The sequence below is a fragment of the Mesorhizobium sp. P5_C1 genome, assembly GCF_054049815.1.
Genome location: NZ_JBFULQ010000087.1, coordinates 1 through 16,806, shown reverse-complemented (window position 1 = coordinate 16,806; position 16,806 = coordinate 1). Strand labels below are relative to the sequence as shown.

Annotated in this window: 17 protein-coding genes; 8 read left to right on the top strand and 9 right to left on the bottom strand. The window is 63.4% G+C overall.

Annotated elements, in window-relative coordinates:
* Positions 1-33: 33 nt before the first annotated feature.
* The 3 genes from ACXJ7R_RS10090 to ACXJ7R_RS10080 all read right to left on the bottom strand — a co-directional run bounded on the left by ACXJ7R_RS10090 (position 34) and on the right by ACXJ7R_RS10080 (position 3,916).
* Positions 34-1,683: a thiamine pyrophosphate-binding protein gene (locus tag ACXJ7R_RS10090; RefSeq protein WP_457151706.1), complete on the bottom strand. Its 1,650-nt coding sequence runs from the start codon at positions 1,681-1,683 to the stop codon at positions 34-36.
* A complete protein-coding gene (locus tag ACXJ7R_RS10085; protein WP_457151705.1) occupies positions 1,680-2,855 on the bottom strand; it encodes a CaiB/BaiF CoA transferase family protein in 1,176 nt (391 codons plus the stop codon). The genes ACXJ7R_RS10090 and ACXJ7R_RS10085 overlap by 4 nt, the downstream gene beginning before the upstream one ends.
* Before the next feature lie 131 nt (positions 2,856-2,986).
* Positions 2,987-3,916 (bottom strand): alpha/beta fold hydrolase, encoded by a 930-nt coding sequence (locus ACXJ7R_RS10080; protein ID WP_457151704.1) that lies wholly within the window; start codon positions 3,914-3,916, stop codon positions 2,987-2,989.
* A 188-nt stretch (positions 3,917-4,104) separates the two neighbouring features.
* Between ACXJ7R_RS10080 and ACXJ7R_RS10075 the strand changes: the two genes are divergently transcribed.
* Positions 4,105-5,112: a ribonuclease T2 family protein gene (locus ACXJ7R_RS10075; protein WP_457151703.1), complete on the top strand. Its 1,008-nt coding sequence runs from the start codon at positions 4,105-4,107 to the stop codon at positions 5,110-5,112.
* 86 nt (positions 5,113-5,198) lie between these two features.
* Positions 5,199-5,813, top strand: coding sequence for a hypothetical protein (locus ACXJ7R_RS10070; RefSeq protein ID WP_457151702.1), 615 nt, complete (start codon positions 5,199-5,201; stop codon positions 5,811-5,813).
* 18 nt (positions 5,814-5,831) lie between these two features.
* Here the strand turns inward: ACXJ7R_RS10070 and ACXJ7R_RS10065 are convergent, their stop codons facing one another.
* Positions 5,832-7,118 (bottom strand): diguanylate cyclase, encoded by a 1,287-nt coding sequence (locus tag ACXJ7R_RS10065; protein ID WP_457151701.1) that lies wholly within the window; start codon positions 7,116-7,118, stop codon positions 5,832-5,834.
* Between the two features lie 272 nt (positions 7,119-7,390).
* Here ACXJ7R_RS10065 and ettA point away from each other — a divergent pair, with 272 nt between their 5' ends.
* The 4 genes from ettA to ACXJ7R_RS10045 all read left to right on the top strand — a co-directional run bounded on the left by ettA (position 7,391) and on the right by ACXJ7R_RS10045 (position 11,520).
* Complete coding sequence (gene ettA, locus ACXJ7R_RS10060; RefSeq protein ID WP_457151700.1) at positions 7,391-9,040, top strand: energy-dependent translational throttle protein EttA; 1,650 nt, start codon at positions 7,391-7,393, stop codon at positions 9,038-9,040.
* A gap of 43 nt (positions 9,041-9,083) precedes the next feature.
* A complete protein-coding gene (tam, locus tag ACXJ7R_RS10055; RefSeq protein ID WP_457151699.1) occupies positions 9,084-9,851 on the top strand; it encodes a trans-aconitate 2-methyltransferase in 768 nt (255 codons plus the stop codon).
* 102 nt (positions 9,852-9,953) lie between these two features.
* The gene (locus ACXJ7R_RS10050) at positions 9,954-10,289 is read left to right on the top strand and encodes a hypothetical protein (RefSeq protein ID WP_457151698.1); all 336 of its coding nucleotides are present in this window, start codon (positions 9,954-9,956) and stop codon (positions 10,287-10,289) included.
* A gap of 109 nt (positions 10,290-10,398) precedes the next feature.
* A complete protein-coding gene (locus ACXJ7R_RS10045) occupies positions 10,399-11,520 on the top strand; it encodes a beta-ketoacyl-ACP synthase III (RefSeq protein ID WP_095086841.1) in 1,122 nt (373 codons plus the stop codon).
* A 167-nt stretch (positions 11,521-11,687) separates the two neighbouring features.
* On the opposite strand, the gene ACXJ7R_RS10040 is transcribed toward ACXJ7R_RS10045, so the two are convergent.
* The 3 genes from ACXJ7R_RS10040 to ACXJ7R_RS10030 form a co-directional block, all read right to left on the bottom strand.
* Entirely contained in the window at positions 11,688-12,266 is a 579-nt protein-coding gene (locus ACXJ7R_RS10040; protein WP_457151697.1) for a methyltransferase family protein, read from the bottom strand.
* A 110-nt stretch (positions 12,267-12,376) separates the two neighbouring features.
* Complete coding sequence (locus ACXJ7R_RS10035) at positions 12,377-12,775, bottom strand: VOC family protein (RefSeq protein ID WP_457151696.1); 399 nt, start codon at positions 12,773-12,775, stop codon at positions 12,377-12,379.
* 29 nt (positions 12,776-12,804) lie between these two features.
* Positions 12,805-13,227 (bottom strand): hypothetical protein, encoded by a 423-nt coding sequence (locus tag ACXJ7R_RS10030; protein WP_457151695.1) that lies wholly within the window; start codon positions 13,225-13,227, stop codon positions 12,805-12,807.
* A gap of 124 nt (positions 13,228-13,351) precedes the next feature.
* Between ACXJ7R_RS10030 and ACXJ7R_RS10025 the strand changes: the two genes are divergently transcribed.
* Positions 13,352-14,023 carry a TetR/AcrR family transcriptional regulator gene (locus tag ACXJ7R_RS10025; protein ID WP_457151694.1) on the top strand — a complete coding sequence of 224 codons (672 nt, stop codon included), beginning with the start codon at positions 13,352-13,354 and terminating at the stop codon, positions 14,021-14,023.
* A complete protein-coding gene (locus ACXJ7R_RS10020) occupies positions 13,998-14,615 on the top strand; it encodes an MOSC domain-containing protein (RefSeq protein WP_457151693.1) in 618 nt (205 codons plus the stop codon). Before ACXJ7R_RS10025 ends, ACXJ7R_RS10020 begins: the two co-directional genes overlap by 26 nt.
* An 83-nt stretch (positions 14,616-14,698) precedes the next feature.
* Here ACXJ7R_RS10020 and ACXJ7R_RS10015 read toward each other — a convergent pair whose 3' ends face one another.
* On the bottom strand, positions 14,699-15,538 hold the full coding sequence (locus ACXJ7R_RS10015) for an SDR family oxidoreductase (RefSeq protein WP_095086855.1): 840 nt from the start codon (positions 15,536-15,538) through the stop codon (positions 14,699-14,701).
* Between the two features lie 132 nt (positions 15,539-15,670).
* Positions 15,671-16,633 (bottom strand): D-amino acid aminotransferase, encoded by a 963-nt coding sequence (locus ACXJ7R_RS10010; RefSeq protein ID WP_457151692.1) that lies wholly within the window; start codon positions 16,631-16,633, stop codon positions 15,671-15,673.
* Positions 16,634-16,806 lie beyond the last annotated feature (173 nt).

Below are 16,806 nucleotides of genomic sequence, written 5' to 3'. Positions count from 1 at the left end.
GACGCGACGCTGTTCGACCCATGCCGTTGGTGCTCAGGCCTTGTCGCGGATCTGGGTCATCGTCCGGGTCGGCGTGATCGCCTCGGGGTCGAGCCTGATCTCGACGATCGCCGGTTTGCCGCTGGCGCGGGCACGCTCGAAGGCGGAAGCGAAATCCGCGGTCTTCTCGACAGTCTCGCCATGGCCGCCATAGGCGCGGGCCAAGGCCGCAAAGTCGGGGTTCTTGAGATCCGTGGCAACGACGCGGCCGGGATATTCGCGCTCCTGATGCATGCGGATGGTGCCGTAGATGCCATTGTTGACGACGACGACGATGATCGGCAGGTCATACTGGACGGCGGTGGCGAATTCCTGCCCGTTCATCAGGAAGCAGCCGTCGCCGGCAAAGGCAACCACCATGCGATCCGGGAACAGCCCTTTGGCGGCGACCGCGGCAGGGGTGCCATAGCCCATCGAGCCTGACGTCGGGGCTGCCTGCGTGGCGAAGCGGCGCGAGCGGTGGAAGCGATGCACCCAGGTGGCGTAATTGCCGGCGCCGTTGGTGAGGATGGCGTCGTCGGGCAACACCTTTTCGAGGTAGTTCATGATCGGCCCCATCTGGACCGGGCCGGGACCGCTCTCCGGCGGCGTCGACCAGTCGAGATAGGCCGCATGCAGCTTTGGCGTCTCGGCTGCCCAGACGGGCGCGGCGGCCGGCCTGCGCTTGGCGAAGGCTTGAACGAAGGCCGAAGGCGAGGCGTTGATTGCCAGTGTCGGCCGGTAGACGCGGCCGAGTTCGCCGGCATCGGCATGGACATGGACCAGCGTCTGGTCGGGGTAGGGGCTTTTCAGCAGCGTGTAGTCGGACGACGGCATTTCGCCCATGCGGCCGCCGATCAGCAGCACGAGATCGGCCTGCTTGATCGCGGTGGCCAGCTTCGGATTGATGCCGATGCCGACATCGCCGGCATAGTTCGGATGCAGATGGTCGAACAGCATCTGGCGGCGGAAGGAACAGCCGACCGGCAGCGACCACGCTTCGGCGATCGTGCGCATCTGCGCCACGGCCTCGGCATCCCAGCGGGTGCCCCCGAGGATGACGAATGGCCGCTTGGCCCTGGCCAGCAATGCCTCCAGCGCGTCGAGTTCGGCTTCGCCAGGCCGGGTTTCGACCGATGTGTGCGGCAAGGCGATGGGGGCTTCGACGACACTGGTCAGCATGTCTTCGGGAAGCGAGATGACCACCGGGCCGGGGCGGCCCGATGTCGCCACCGCGAAGGCGCGGGTGACGAATTCCGGGATGCGCGAGGCATCGTCGATCTCGACCACCCATTTGGCGATGTCGCCGAAGAAACGCTTGTAGTCGACTTCCTGGAAGGCCTCGCGCTCCTTGGCGTGGCTGGCGACCTGGCCGATGAACAGGATGACGGGAACCGAGTCCTGCATGGCGATGTGGATGCCGGCGGACGCATTGGTAGCGCCGGGCCCGCGGGTGACGAAGCAGATGCCGGGCTTGCCGGTCAGGCGGCCGTGGCAATCGGCCATCATGGCGGCGCCGCCTTCCTGGCGGCAGACGATGGTGCGGATCGCTGAATCGTGCAGCGCGTCGAGCACCGCCAGGTACGATTCGCCAGGCACGCAATAGATGCGGTCGGTGCCGTTGGCTTCGAGTGCGTCGACGATCAGTTGTCCGCCAGTCTTCATTGTCCAGACTTCTCCAGTTCGGCAAGGATTTCTTGCGTGTGCTCGCCGAGGCGCGGCGAGGGACGCTCATAGACGAGCGGCGTGCCGGACATCACCATCGGTGCGCGCACCGATGGCAGAAGATTGCCCTGGCCGTCGTCAAGGTCGAGCCGCATGCCGCGCGCGATCGTCTGCGGGTCGGCAAACATCTGGCCGATCGTGTTGATCGGGCTCGCCGGCACGCTGGCCGCCTCCAGCTTTGCCAGCAGCGGGTCGCGATCAAAAATCTTCAGCGCCTCGATCATGTGCTCGCGCAGCTTGACCCGGTTGGTGACGCGGGCAGGGTTGGTGGCGAAGTCGGGATTTGCGGGCAAATCGTCGAGCCCGACGGCGGCACAGAATTTAACGAACTGGCCGTCATTGCCGACCGCCAGGATGATGTGACCATCCCTGACCGGGACCACCTCGTAAGGCGCGATGTTCATATGCGCATTGCCCATCTGCACCGGCGACTTGCCGGAAACGAGATAGTTGAGGTTCTGGTTGCCGAGCGCCGAGATTTGGGTGTCGAAGAGCGCCATGTCGATGTGCTGGCCGTCGCCAGTCTGTTCGGCATGGCGAAGCGCCGCCTGAATGGCGATGACCGAATAAAGGCCGGTGAAGATATCGGAGATGGCGACGCCGGCCTTTTGCGGCTCGCGGCCGACCTCGCCGGTGATCGACATCATGCCGGCCATGGCCTGGATGATGAAATCATAGCCGGCGCGCGGCGCGTAGGGACCATCCTGGCCGAAGCCGGTGATCGAGCAGTAGACGAGGCGAGGGTTGATCGTCTTCAGGCTGTCGTAATCGAGGCCATATTTCTTGAGGCCGCCGAGCTTGAAGTTCTCAATCAGCACGTCCGACGTCGCGACCAGCCGGCGCACCGTCTCGGCACCCTCGGGCGTCGAGAAGTCGATGGCGATGGAGCGCTTGCCGCGATTGCAGGAGTGGTAATAGGCGGCCGACAGGTTCTCGCCGTCCTTGCCCATGACGAAGGGCGGGCCCCATTTGCGGGTGTCGTCGCCGCCATCGGGGCTCTCGACCTTAATGACATCGGCGCCGAGATCGGCAAGCAATTGCCCGGCCCAAGGTCCGGCAAGGATGCGAGCGAGTTCGACGACGCGGACGCCTTTCAGTGGGGGTTTGGCCATAAATCACCGTGGTTGCTGCAATCACTTTGATTGCTGCGAAAGCAGAGGCTCTATCAAGCCCGGCGGTGGCTGTCACGGCCCTTGCAATGGGCCAAGGTGCCAGTTCGATGCGGATTCGCACCGCTTTGGCCTTATTTTAGCACTCCGTCGGCCCAGGCCGCGAAATCGTCCATGATGATGTCGCGGTTGACCTCGTTCAGGCTTTCGTGGCGGGTGTCGGCGTAAACCTTTGAAACCAGATTCGAAAACCCCATCATGCGCATGCGATTGGCAAGATGGGTGATCCCTTTGCCGTAGTCCGAGGCGGGATCCTTCTCGCCACCGACGACGCTGACTGGGAGATCGCGCCTGATGCCGGCAAAGCCGGCGTCCCTGCCACCATTCAGCGCCATGCCGACGACGTCGCGCCACATCGATACCGAGGCATCCCAGCCGCAGAGCGGATCGGCAATGTACTTCGCCACCTCAGCCTCGTCGCGCGACAGCCAGTCGAACAGCGTGCGGTGATTGGGCACGGCCTTGCCCCAGGCCCGGAAGGTGAGTTTCGGCAGCAGGCGCGATGGGACATCCGAGCCCAGCCGCATCCGTTCCCAGCCAAGAATGCCCAGGGCCAGCTGGCCGAGCAGGCCTTGCGAGAAGTTGCCGTTCCAGATCGCGGCCGCATGAACGCGTGGCGAGTGGTGCAACAGGAAGTTCAGCGCCACGGACGCACCCATCGAATGGCCAAAAAGGATGACCGGCAAGTTCGGCTGTTCGCGGGCGATGAGATCATGGACGGCGCCGACATCGGCGATCACCTTGGCTGAGCCATCCTGGTCGGCGAATTTGCCGAGTGGCGCATCGGGCGCCTTGGTGGCGCCATGGCCGCGATGGTCGTGGACATAGACGTGGTAGCCGCGCGGGCCAAGAAAATCGGCGAAGCGGCCATAGCGCGCGGCGTGCTCTGCCAGCCCGTGATTGATCTGCACGACGGCACGTGGCCTGCCATCGGCCTGCCTGACGAAGAGATTGAGGCTGGCGCCGGTCGGCGAGCGAACCACGCGCTGCTGGCTGAATGACATGCCGCTCGGTCTCCAGGCTCTGCCGCCATCGTGGCGCCGGCTTTGTTTGCGCCGGCACCGGTTTTGCGTCAATCCACCCTGCCTGACTTTCCGCGACGATGTTTCTTGCGTTTGGCCAGCAAAATATCGCAATTCTGACATGGAGACAGCTTCAGTCTGTCGCCCACTTTCTTCAGCCGGGGATTCCTATGCGCATTGGTGTTGTTTTCGGATTGGCCATGCTGGCGGCCTCGCTGGCCGGTGTGGCGCGTGCCGACGTCAAGATGAGGGGCACCTTCGTCGCCGATGCGGCCTGTCCGGCAACGCAAGCCATCAAGAATGGCAAGAATCCGGGCAACGTCTCGACCGATGCTGGACAGAGCTACCAGCTGCTTGCCGGCAACAAGGATGCGCCTACGCATTATCTCATCCTGGTGCCGGGCGCCGATCCGGAGCGCCGCTGGGTGAAGGTCAGCTGCGGCCATGTCTCCGGCAGCAGCGCCGCGACAGTGCCGGCAGCACCTGGTGGGCAAGGCAAGCCGGCGGCGTCGGGAAAGCCTGAATATGTCTTCGCGCTGAGCTGGCAGCCGGCCTTCTGCGAGACCAAGTCGAGCAAGACCGAATGCAAGGCGCAGAGCGCCGGCGATTTCGACGCTACGCATTTCACCTTGCACGGGCTGTGGCCGCAGCCGAACGGCAATTTCTATTGCCAGGCGACAGCGAGCGACAAGGCCAATGACAATCCGGCCCACTGGAAGGACCTGCCACCGGTCAATCTGGATGCCAGCACCCGCACGGAACTCGACCAGGTGATGCCGGGTACCGCCTCCCATCTCGAGCGGCATGAATGGATCAAGCACGGCACTTGCTACGGCAAGAGCCAGCAGGACTATTTCTCCGACGCGCTCAATTTGATGCGCGCGGTGAACAGCTCGCCGGTGCGCGATCTCTTTGCCAAGAACATCGGCGGCAAGCTGACGGCGGACCAGATCCGTGGCGCCTTCGATAGCGCCTTTGGCGCTGGGGCAGGGGACCGGGTGCGGGTCTCCTGCGTCATCGATCCTTCGAGCGGGAGGCGGCTGATCGRCGAACTGACGCTCGGCCTTGCCGGCCCGATCGGGCCCGACAGCTCGCTCAAGGACCTCTTGCTGGCTTCGGTGCCGACCAACAAGGCCGGGTGCCCGACCGGCACCGTTGACGCGATCGGGTTCCAGTAAGCACTGGCTGAACGCCGACGCCTGACTGTCGCCTTGCCTCGTCGTGGTGCTATGCTGCGCCGAGCATCATTCGGGCGGGGGTCTCAATGGTTGGCATGACGAGCAGCGCGCTGGCGCGGCTGGCCTTCTGGGCCAAGGGCATGGTCGCGATCAGCGACGGGCGCATGGAMTGGCCGGGTTTTTCCTATACAGACTCCGAATGGGCGCGCATGCGGACGCTCTCCGAACCGATCGGCGCCGGCACCTACCAGCTGTTCACGATCGTCAATGCGGTGATCTTCATCACTATTGCTTCGCTCGGCATTTTCGGCGTCTTCCTGCCGCTGGCGACAGTGCTGTTTCCCGTTCCGGCCGAGACCAGCGCACTGAAGTTTTCGCTGCTGCTGGCGGCCTGCGCCTTCCTCATCATCGGGCTTGGCCTGCCGATCTCGATGCGCCTCTCGGCAGTGCTGGTGGCCAGCAACGCGGTGCGTGCGGCGCTTGTAGCCGCGCCCGGCGACGAGGCGCTGGCCTCAAAAGTGTCCTGGCAGATCAACCGCATCATGCTGATCATGTGCGGCCTGCTGGTGCCAGGCATCCTGCTGTTCATAGCCTATGACATCGAAGCCGGACCGATCATCACCGCACTGAAATGGCTGGCGATCGCACTGATGGCGGTCTCTACTTTGGCCGGCATTCGGTGGCAGAAAAAGTCGTCGTAAGCTTCACGGGACCGTGCTCTAGATCTGAGCGGATTTGGTCCATGCAACGGCGGCATCGGCCTCGTAGCCGTCCGGCTCGCCAACGACGCGATCGCGTCCGGTCGACTTGGCCTTGTAGAGACGCTGGTCGGCGAGCGCGAACAGATCGGCAAGGCAGCGCGTGGTTTCGCCGACGCTGGAGACGCCGGCGCTGACGGTCAGGTCGAAGCGGCTGGTGTTGGCGGAGGCCTTGACCGCATAGCGAATGCTCTCGCCGAACAGCCTGGCGACCGAGTGCGGACGCGAACTGAGGATGGCGAATTCCTCGCCGCCGATCCGGAACACCTGGTCTTCCGCACTTGCTGCCTCGCCAAGCAGGGCCGCAACGGCTTTCAGCACCTTGTCGCCTTCGGCATGGCCGAAACGGTCGTTGATCGACTTGAAATGGTCGACGTCGATGATCAGCAGGCTGAGCGGCTTCGCCGTTCGCAGGCTGACCTGAACGGCGGCTTCACCATCGCTGTCGAAGCGCCCCCTGTGCAGCAGGCCGGTCAGGCCGTCACGGCCGACATGTTCGACCAGCGCTTCGTAGCGCTCGCGATAGGTCAGCGTGTCGAAGATGTCGGTCAGGCCGCGCGGTAGCGCGATCTGGCGTTCTTCGAACCATCTGAGATAGGCGACGAGCATGGTGCTGTAGGTCAGCGCGGCGACCATCTTGGCAAACCAGCCGCCGAAAAACACCGCGATCGGCGCGCCGGCGACGAAATGCAGCGCGGCGAAGAACCCCGCCTGGTCGAAGGTGAGCACGCAGGCGACCGAAATCAGGATGCGCGCGAACTGTGCCTTGCGCAGGTATCGCCCGAGCTTTTCATAAAGCAGGATGATCAGGATGGCGTCGACGAACAGCAGCGTCGTGCCCCACACCATCAGCCAGCCCATCTCGTCGATGAAACCGATGTCGGGGAGCCTGCCATCGGACAGCGGGGCGATGGCGTGCAGGCGCAACAGCAGCACCAGCCCGATCATCAGCGCATTGCCAAGCAGCAGACCATAGATCGGCTGACGGACGGTGGCGGCGTCCTCCTTCATGTAGAGCAGCAAAAGCATGACCAGCTTGCCGGAAAACAGCACCGCCGAGCCCGGCGAGACCATGCCGAACGGCAAGGCGACGTAAAAGACGCTGGCGAGGTAGGTCTCGAGGAAGTGCATGACGCCAAGCGCGCAGACGAAGACGCCGAGGCCGATGCGCTTCCTGAAGTGGAAAAGCGTCACCATGACGCTGAAGTAGACGACCGCTTCGGCAAGGAGCAGGAAACTGTTCAGCAATGCCGTCGATCCGATCTTTCTCCTGAATCGCGACAAGCCGGCGATTCCACTCGATCCTGTTTTGACCGCGAAGGGTTAACCGGAGCTTTCATCGCGCCCGGCGGCCGGCGGAAAACTTCAGGCCTGGCGGACACTTCCGCGTGTGACCGGCCAGAAGCGGCAAAAGCGATTGCCGTTCGCCGCCGCATCGCCTACATAGCGGCCAACCTCCATTCAATTTGACAAATCCAGTCAGTTTCTCTGGGCCAGTCAGTTTTTCAGGGAAAGCGCGCGTGGCACGCCAGTTCATCTATCACATGGCCGGCCTCAACAAGGCCTATGGCACCAAGAAGGTGCTCGAGAACATCCATCTGTCCTTCTATCCAGATGCCAAGATCGGCATTCTCGGCCCCAACGGCGCCGGCAAGTCGACGATCCTCAAGATCATGGCCGGGCTCGACAAGGAGTGGAACGGCGAGGCGTGGCTCGCCGAAGGCGCCACCGTCGGCTATTTGGCGCAGGAGCCGGCGCTCGATGCGAAGAAGACCGTGTTCGAGAACATCATGGAAGGCGTCGCAGCCAAGACCGCCATCATCGAACGCTACAATGAACTGATGATGAACTATTCCGACGAGACGGCCGATGAGTCGGCCAAGCTCCAGGACGAGATGGACCGGCTGAACCTGTGGGACCTCGAACAGCAGGTCGAGATGGCGATGGAAGCGCTGGGCTGCCCGCCCAAGGACGCCGACGTCACCAAGCTGTCGGGGGGCGAGCGCCGCCGTGTCGCGCTCTGTCAGCTCTTGCTGCGCCAGCCCGACCTGCTGCTGCTCGACGAGCCGACCAACCATCTCGACGCCGAGACCACGGCGTGGCTGGAAAAGCATCTGCGCGCTTACCCGGGCGCGGTGATGATCATTACCCACGATCGCTACTTCCTCGACAATGTCACCGGCTGGATCCTGGAACTCGACCGTGGCCGCGGCATTCCCTATGAGGGCAACTACACCAAGTATCTCGAAGCCAAGGCCAAGCGGCTCAAGCAGGAAGGCCGCGAGGACGACGCCCGCCAGCGCGCCATCGGCCGCGAGCGCGAGTGGATCCAGTCGAGCCCCAAGGCCCGCCAGACCAAGTCCAAGGCGCGTATCCAGGCCTTCCAGGATCTCCTGGATGCAGCCGACAAGCGGCGGCCGACGGACACGCAGATCGTCATCCCGCATGGCGAGCGGCTCGGCAACGTGGTGATCGAGGTCGACAGCCTGTCGAAGGGTTTTGGCGACACGCTGCTGATCGACGGCCTGGAATTCAAGCTGCCGCCCGGCGGCATCGTCGGCGTCATCGGTCCGAACGGCGCCGGCAAGACGACGCTGTTCCGCATGATCACCGGCCAGGAAAAGCCGGATGCCGGCACAGTCCGCGTCGGCGAGACGGTCAAGCTCGGCTATGTCGACCAAAGCCGCGATGCACTCGATCCGTCAAAGACGGTTTGGGAAGAGATTTCCGGCGGCGCCGAAGTGGTCAAGCTCGGCAAGTTCGAAGCCAACACGCGCGCCTATTGCGCGTCGTTCAACTTCCGTGGCGGCGACCAGCAGCAGAAGGTCGGCAACCTCTCCGGCGGCCAGCGCAACCGCGTGCACCTGGCAAAGATGCTGAAGACCGGCGGCAACGTGCTGCTGCTCGACGAACCGACCAACGACCTCGATACGGAAACGCTGGCGGCACTCGAAGACGCGCTGGAAAATTTTGGTGGCTGCGCGGTCATCATCTCGCACGATCGTATGTTCCTCGACCGCTTGGCGACGCACATCCTCGCCTTCGAGGGCGACAGCCACGTCGAATGGTTCGAGGGCAATTTCGAGGATTACGAGCAGGACAAGATCCGCCGCCTCGGGCCGGATGCCGTCAACCCGCACCGCATGACCTACAAGAGGCTGACGCGATAAGGTTTTTTGGGCGGCGAATTCTCAAGCGACATGAGGAGCTCACATGGCTGATTGGTCCGCCGCCCAATATCTGAAATTCGAGGACGAGCGCACGCGACCCGCGCGTGATCTCGCGGCGCAGGTACCGGTGGATTTCCCGCGCCGGGTCGTCGACATCGGATGCGGTCCTGGCAACTCGACCGAGTTGCTTGTCGAGCGCTGGCCGGATGCGCAGGTGAGCGGCTTCGACACGTCGCCCGACATGATCGAGAAGGCGAGGGCGCGCCTGCCTGACGTCACCTTTGACCTGGCAGATGCCTCCAACTGGCAGCCGGGGGTGCCGGTCGATGTGATCTTCGCCAATGCGGTCTTCCAGTGGCTGCCGCAACATCCGGCGGTCTTCCAGCGGCTGATGGGTTTTTTGGCCCCGGGCGGCGCGCTGGCCATTCAGATGCCCGACAATATGGGCGAGGACTCGCACCGCTTGATGCGGGAGACCGCGGCCGAAATGCCGTTTGCCGACAAGATCAAGGGTGCGGCGCGCGCTCCGCTGCCGTCGGTTTCGTTCTATTATGATCTGTTGTCGCCGCTCAGCGATCGGCTGGACATCTGGCACAGCATCTACAACCATCCGCTTGCCGACGCAGAGGCGATCGTCGAATGGGTGAAATCGACCGGGTTGAAACCGTTCCTCGATCCGCTCGAGGCGGACGAGCGCAAAATGTTCCTCGACAGCTACACGGCCAAGATCGCCAGGGCCTATCCGAAGACGGCTAACGGCAAGGTGCTTTTGCGTTTTCCACGCATCTTCATCGTCGCCAAACGGGCTTGATTATCCACGTTGCGACGAGCCAATTGCGGCCGCTTGACCCGGTTTCTTCACCGTGCGCATTTCATCGCGTTGGGTCACGATGGCCCGTGGCAGGGGTGGGTGATGACACTGAAAAAGATGCTTTTCGGCGGCGGCGTGTGCGCGGCAGTGCTTCTGGCGTTCTCGATCTCGGCGGAGGCCAAGCGGGCGCGTTGCTATACCAGCGATGACGGCTATTTCTCATGCAGATACAGGGCGATCGACGACGCGGGCAGCTTCCGCATCTCGGCGCCGGGCTACCCGACCTATGTCCTGGAGATCGACGGGCCGGGCTTTGCCTATGGCTATGTCAATCTCGGCCGCCGCAATGTGCCGCTGCCGGGACAGTTCGTGCGCAGTCGCGACGACGGCGCCTGCTGGAACAACCCGCAGACCAACACCAAGCTGTGCGCCTGGTGAAGTTAGATTTAAGCCGGCGTAAACCGCCTCGGTGAGAAAAGTGTTGCGCCCGAGCGTTTCGGCGCCCACATGAAGCCCGCAACGCCTGCGGATGGGACGGACTGGACACATGCATCGCGTCATCATCAGCGGCATTGGCGTTGAAATCCCCGAACCCAAGATCACCAATGAAGAACTGGTCGCCAGCTTCAATGCCTGGGTCGACATGGAGAACGCGCGCCGCCAGGGCACCGACGAGGCGCCGCTGGCGAAATCGGACAGCGACTTCATCGTCCACGCCTCGGGCGTACGCACACGCCACGTGATCGAGCGCGAAGGCATTCTCGACCCGACCCGCATGGCGCCGCGCATTCCGGCACGGGCCGATGACGCGCTGTCGCTTCAGGCCGAGTTCGGCATTGCCTCGGCGCGAAAGGCTCTCGACCATGCCGGGCTGAAGCCGTCCGATATCGACCTGGTGATCTGCTCGGCCTCGCATCACCAGCGGCCCTATCCGGCGATCGCCATCGAAATGCAGGCGGCGCTTGGCACCAAGGGCGCCGGATTCGACATGGGGCTTGGTTGCTCYTCGGCTGCTGCTGCCTTGCACATCGCCGTCAACCTGGTGCGGTCTGGTGCGCACAAGCGCATTCTGGTGACGACGCCCGAGATCATCACCGGCCATCTCAATTTTCGCGACCGGCAGACGCATTTCATCTTCGGTGACGCCTCGGTGTCGATGGTGGTCGAAGGGCTGGCGCAGGGCGAAAAGCGGCCGGGCCGCTTCGAGGTGCTGGAAACGCGTACCTGGACGCAGATGTCGAACAACATCCGCACCAATCTGGGCTATCACACGCGCACCGCTCAGGATGACCCCTACATGATCAATCTGGAGGGAAACCTGATCAAGCAGGTCGGCAACAAGGTGTTCAAGGAAGTCACCGTCGCCGGGCACAAGTTCATCGTCGAATTCCTCGCCGAGCATGGGCTGACGCCGCAGGCAGTCCGGCGCTTCTGGCTGCATCAGGCCAATGCGCGCATGAACGCCATGATCCTGAAACTGTCGTTCGGCCATGAGGTCGACCACGATCGCGCGCCGATGGTGCTGGAGCGGCTGGGCAACACGGCGGGCGCCGGCGCCATCGTGGCGCTGTCGGAGAACCATGCCGACATGAAGCCCGGCGATTTCGGCCTGATCTGCGCGTTTGGCGCGGGGTATTCAATAGGTGGTGCGCTTCTCAGAATGCTCTAGACTCGGGCATTCGATATTCACCCGGCCTGCGCATTCGGTGCTCCCGCACCCCAAAGCGCGCCCCGTTGCGGTTCCCGGAATCCACCATTCCAGTCGCTGCGCGCCGATGGCGCTGTCGAACACTTCCAGCAAAGCAGTGCGGCAAGAAAATCAGGCTGAAACGGCGCTTACCTGCCGTATCGGGCTGGCGCGAACGGCACCAGCATCGGCACCTGCCTGGCATAGTTGTCATAGGCGCTGCCCAGTTCGCCGCGCATGAAGTGTTCCTCGAGTTTTGCCTTCGTCACGATGCCGATGATGAGCAAAGCGGTTCCGACAATGCCCCAAACCRTACCTTTTGCCGCCATTGTGGCCAGGATCGCCACCAGCAGTCCGGTGTAGATCGGATGCCGGACCAGCCTATAGGGGCCGGTGTCGACGACGTGGTGCCCGGCCTTGGCGGTAATGGTGCCTGACCATAGCCTGCCGAGATGCAGGCGCGCCCACCAGGCAAAGGCGATGCCGATGGCGATCAGAACGACACAGATCCATGCCTCGGCGATGGTAGGCATCCACAACCTGAGGCGGCCTTCATAGCCATGCGCTGGAATGAACAGCAACGCCGCGCCGACCAGCCAGAGAACCCGATAGCGAACCTCCACCCTGAACCCGGCGCGTTTCTGGGCAGGGTCGGCCCAGAGCGCGGCGGCGGCCCAGGTGACCACCCAGATCAGCCAAAGCAGCGCGATTGCTGTCCCGGGACGCATGAGAACCTCCGCAGACTTGGTCTGGCGTCACCATGAAGCCGGCGCGGCGCGGCAGCAATGCGGCGTTGCGTGGACTGGTTCCACTTTCAGGTCGTGATCCGCGCCGGACCTCATTCATTGGGACAGCTGAACATCCATTGCACGCCAAAGGCGTCGACCAGCATGCCGAAGCTGGTTCCCCAATATTGCCGCGCCAGGGGGACGGTGATCCGGCCGCCCGCGGCCATGCGGGCGAAAAGCTCCCGCATCGCCGACAGGCTGTCGAATTCCAAGCAAAGGGCGGAGCCTTTCATCGGCTCGGCATCGTCATTGTCCGAGGCATGAAACAGCACGCCCGGACCTTCGAATCGCGCATGCAACACCTTTCCGCGCATAGCTTCGGTCCGCACCGGCATGGTGTTGTCGCCCCAGCGCAGCAGGATCGTCGCCCGGCCAAGACCGCACTGTTCGTAGAAGGCCAGTGCCGGCTCGCAATTGGTGGTGAAGAACAGCGAAGGGGAGAGCCGCATCGGTTCGCTCCTGTTCGTCGCGGCCGAAATCACTGCGCGGCGGCGGTTGCGGCAGCGACAAGTGCTTCGCCTGAATATTGCCGGCTGCCGATACCCCAACCGCCGTCGGGCGCATTGACGATGTTGATCCAGGTGTTTTCAGGCCGGTGGCCGGGCACGCAGAGCGCGGCGACAATCCCGGCGGCCTCGGTGATGAAGGCATTTCGGGCTTCGATCGAACCGAGGCCGATGTTCGGCAACTTCAGCTCGACCATGACGACCGGCCGATTGGCGCCACCGGCATAAATGCGATGCAGGGGCAGGATATTGACTGTGCCTCCGACGATCGCGGTGAAGAACGAATTGCCTGTGGCGCCGGAGGCTTCGATGAGGGCGGCGCTGAGGCGCGGCAGGATCTCACGCTCTCCCGCCGGGGTCAGTACGCCTTCGGGCGCGGTCACGGTGATTGGCATTTGGCTCTCCTTTTTCGCTGGTTTCCATGGTCTTGCCGGGGACATTTCTTCCGGCTTGCCATGTTTCGTATCAATTGTTACGTTATGCAGACAAGGCGAGTCAAAAGGTTTCGTATCGATCACTATGGATAATTTGGAAAAGCATCGGGGTGGCCGGCCACGCGCCTTCGACCTTGATCGGGCGCTGGATGCGGCGATGCATCTGTTTTGGGAGCATGGCTATGAGGCGACGTCGCTGGCCATGCTGCGCGAGGCGATGGGGCTGACGCCGCCGCAGATCTACAACGCCTTCACCGACAAGGAGACTTTGTTCCGCAAGGCGCTGAAGCGCTACCACCAGACCGAGATCGGCTTTGCGCTGGAGGCGCTGAGCGCGCCGGTGCCGACGGGGGAGGCGATCCGGCGGTTGCTGCTCGGCGCGGCGGAGGCCTATTCCAGACCCGGCAAGCCGGGTGGCTGTCTGTTCGTCAGCGGTGCGCTCGCCGCCTCGCCGCAGGCGCAAGCTATTGCGGATGAACTCAAGGCTTATCGCAAGGCAAGTGAAGCGGCGATCGCCGAGCGGCTGGCCAAGGGCCGGGCAATCGGTGACCTGCCGGAAGGCCTCGCCGTCGAGGGCTTCGCCAAATACCTGTCCGGCGTCATGAACGGCATGTCGATCCAGGCGCGCGACGGCGCTTCGGTCGAAGAGTTGCGCACTTTGGCCCAAACCGCTCTTGCGGCGTTCGCAATCGAAGGGCAAAAACAGGCGCATCATCCAAGGAATGAAGCCGATGCTGGATCTCTTCCCCGAGGCTGAAAAGCCTGTCGAAATCGTCCCGGCGCGTAAGCTGGTCGCCAAGGTGGCGGCGCTTTATCTGGCGCCGTCTGATCATTTCGAGACGCGCCCGGTCGATGCGTTGCGGCTGGGCTTCGATGGCATATCAGGTGATTTCCACGCCGGCGCGACGCGGCGCTCCGGCGGGCGCGAGCCCTGGTATCCGCGCGGCACCGAAATGCGCAACGAGCGGCAATTGTCCGTCGTGGCGGCGGACGAGCTGGCCATCGTTGCCGACCGGATGGGCTTGGCCGAGATCAAGCCGGAGTGGATCGGCGCCAATCTTTTGATCGAAGGTGTGCCGCATCTGTCTATGCTGCCGGCCGGCACGCTGCTGTTCTTCAAGGACGGCGTCACCATCAAGGTCGACGCGCAGAACGGACCTTGCCGTATCGCCGGCCGATCGATCGCCCAACATGCCGGGATGGCCGACATCGAGGCCGGCGCGCTGCTGTTCCCGAAATCGGCGAAGCGGCTGCGCGGCCTCGTCGCCTGGGTCGAGAAGCCGGGAACGATCAATGCCGGCGAGGAGATATCGGTGCGGGTGCCCGAGCAGTGGATCTATCTGAGCTAGACTCTCGCCAGTATTGAAAGGCCGCATAGGGTAGGGGCCACGCCGCCGAGGCGGCGTAGCGTAGCGATATCTCCGAACTGGCCTCAGGCTTTGCGGTTCTTCTTCGCGCCCTGCGCCATGATGGAAACGTCGTCCCACTTTTCCCAGGTGGCGATGCGGTTGGCGTATTCCTGCTTGATCATCGGCAGGCCGCCATCGCCGAAGAACACGCGCAGTGGCGGTTCGGCGGCATCGACAATGGCCAGCATCGCCGGTCCGGTGGCCTCGGGATCGCCGGCGACCGAATTGGCGCGGCGCTCGGCCATCTTGGCGCGGGCGGGCGCATAGGCCTCGATCGGCTTGGAGACCTTGGCCGACGGTCCGGCCCAGTCGGTGGAGAAGCCGCCCGGTTCGACCAGCGTCACGTGGATGCCGAATTCCGCGACCTCGATGCCGAGCGACTGGCTGAAGGCCTCCAGCGCCCATTTCGAGGCATGATAGAGGCCGAGCGAGGCAAAGGCATTGACGCCCCCGATCGACGAGATCTGGATGATGTGGCCGGAACGCTGCGCCCGCATGATAGGCAGTGCGGCCTGGGTGACCCACAGGGCGCCGAAGACATTGGTTTCGATCTGGTCGCGGGCTTCCTGTTCGCTGACTTCCTCGATGGCGCCGAAATGGCCATAGCCGGCATTGTTGATGACGATATCGAGCCGGCCAAAGCGCTTGTGCGCCTCGGCTATCGCGGCGTCGACGGCTTTCTTGTCGGTGACGTCAAGCTTTATCGCGGCGATATTGTCGCCGTACTTCTCGACGAGATCGGCGAGCGTGCCGGCATCGCGGGCGGTCGCCGCGACGCGATCGCCACGGGCGAGTGCGGCCTCGGCCCAGACGCGGCCAAAGCCCTTCGACGATCCGGTGATGAACCAAACCTTGTTTGTCATGATGTGGAGTCCTTGCCCCTGCGGGCGTGATTTCGGGTGAAAGCGGAGGCTTCTCCGCTTTTGGGCATATACGGACAATTCGGCGCTTTTCCAGAGGCGAAGGAAATCTTTTTGAACAGACCGCCTTGTTGATCAGGGGTATTGCACCGGGCTCGACCATGCCGGGTCGTCGTGCTTTTGCCAATAGAGCGTCATCAGGCGGTTGGTGATCGGGCCGACGTTGCCGTTCGCGATCCGGTCGCCGTTGATCTCCGTCACCGGCATGATACCCCCGGCGGTCGAGGTGATGAAGACCTCGTCAGCTTCGCGCAAAGCGGCGACACTGACATCGGTGGCGACGGCGTCGAGACCTTGTTCGGCGCAGAGATCGAAGACGGTGCGCCGGGTGATGCCGGGCAGCACGCCAATGGCCGGCGTCGACAGTTTGCCGTTCTTGACGCAGAAGACGTTGAAGCCCGGGCCCTCGGCGACATTGCCGTTAAAATCGAGAATCAGCGCGGTCTCGGCGCCGCGGTCATAGGCATCATAGAGGCCGCGCACCAGATCGAGCCAGTGGTAGTTCTTGATCGTCGGATCGATCGAGCCCGGCGGGATACGTACCTTGTCGCTGATGGCGAGACGCAGGCCGCGTTGCAACTGCTCGGCATTGGCGACAGAGCCGAACGGCACCGCGAACGCCATGAAGCGGTTGACCGCCTGGCGCGGGTCGCGGCTGAAGGTCGGCGAGGCGCCGCGCGTGCACAGCATTTCGACATAGGCGCTGCGATGTCCCGACAACGCCACGCAATTGTGCAGGATTTCGGTCACGCGTTCACGGTCGAAGGGGATCGTCATGCGCAGCTTTTCCAGCCCGCTGAAGAAACGGTCGAGATGCAGGTCGAGGCGGAAGAAGCGGCCGTTCCAGACATGCACGGTGTCGTAGGTAGCGTCGGAATGCAGAAAACCCCAGTCCAACACCGAGACCTTGGCTTGCGACATCGGCAGGTACTGGCCGTCGAGGAAGGCAACCCCGTCGGGATAGGAATGCGGGTCTACGTGGCTGTCGCTGACCGTTGGCAGTGGCTTCTCATTCGGTCTTGCGATCGTCTGGCTCATCGGGGCGTCCTCTCGCGCAAGGCGGAATCGGCAGGCTATCGGCGCCACGCGGAAGGCATAGAGCCAGCCGACAGGCGCCGTTCGTCCTCGATGGCGATCCGGCCGATACATTGGACTGGAATTGCCCTATGTTGCGGGCTCTGACCGGGAGGGGACATGGGCAGGTTCGGGAC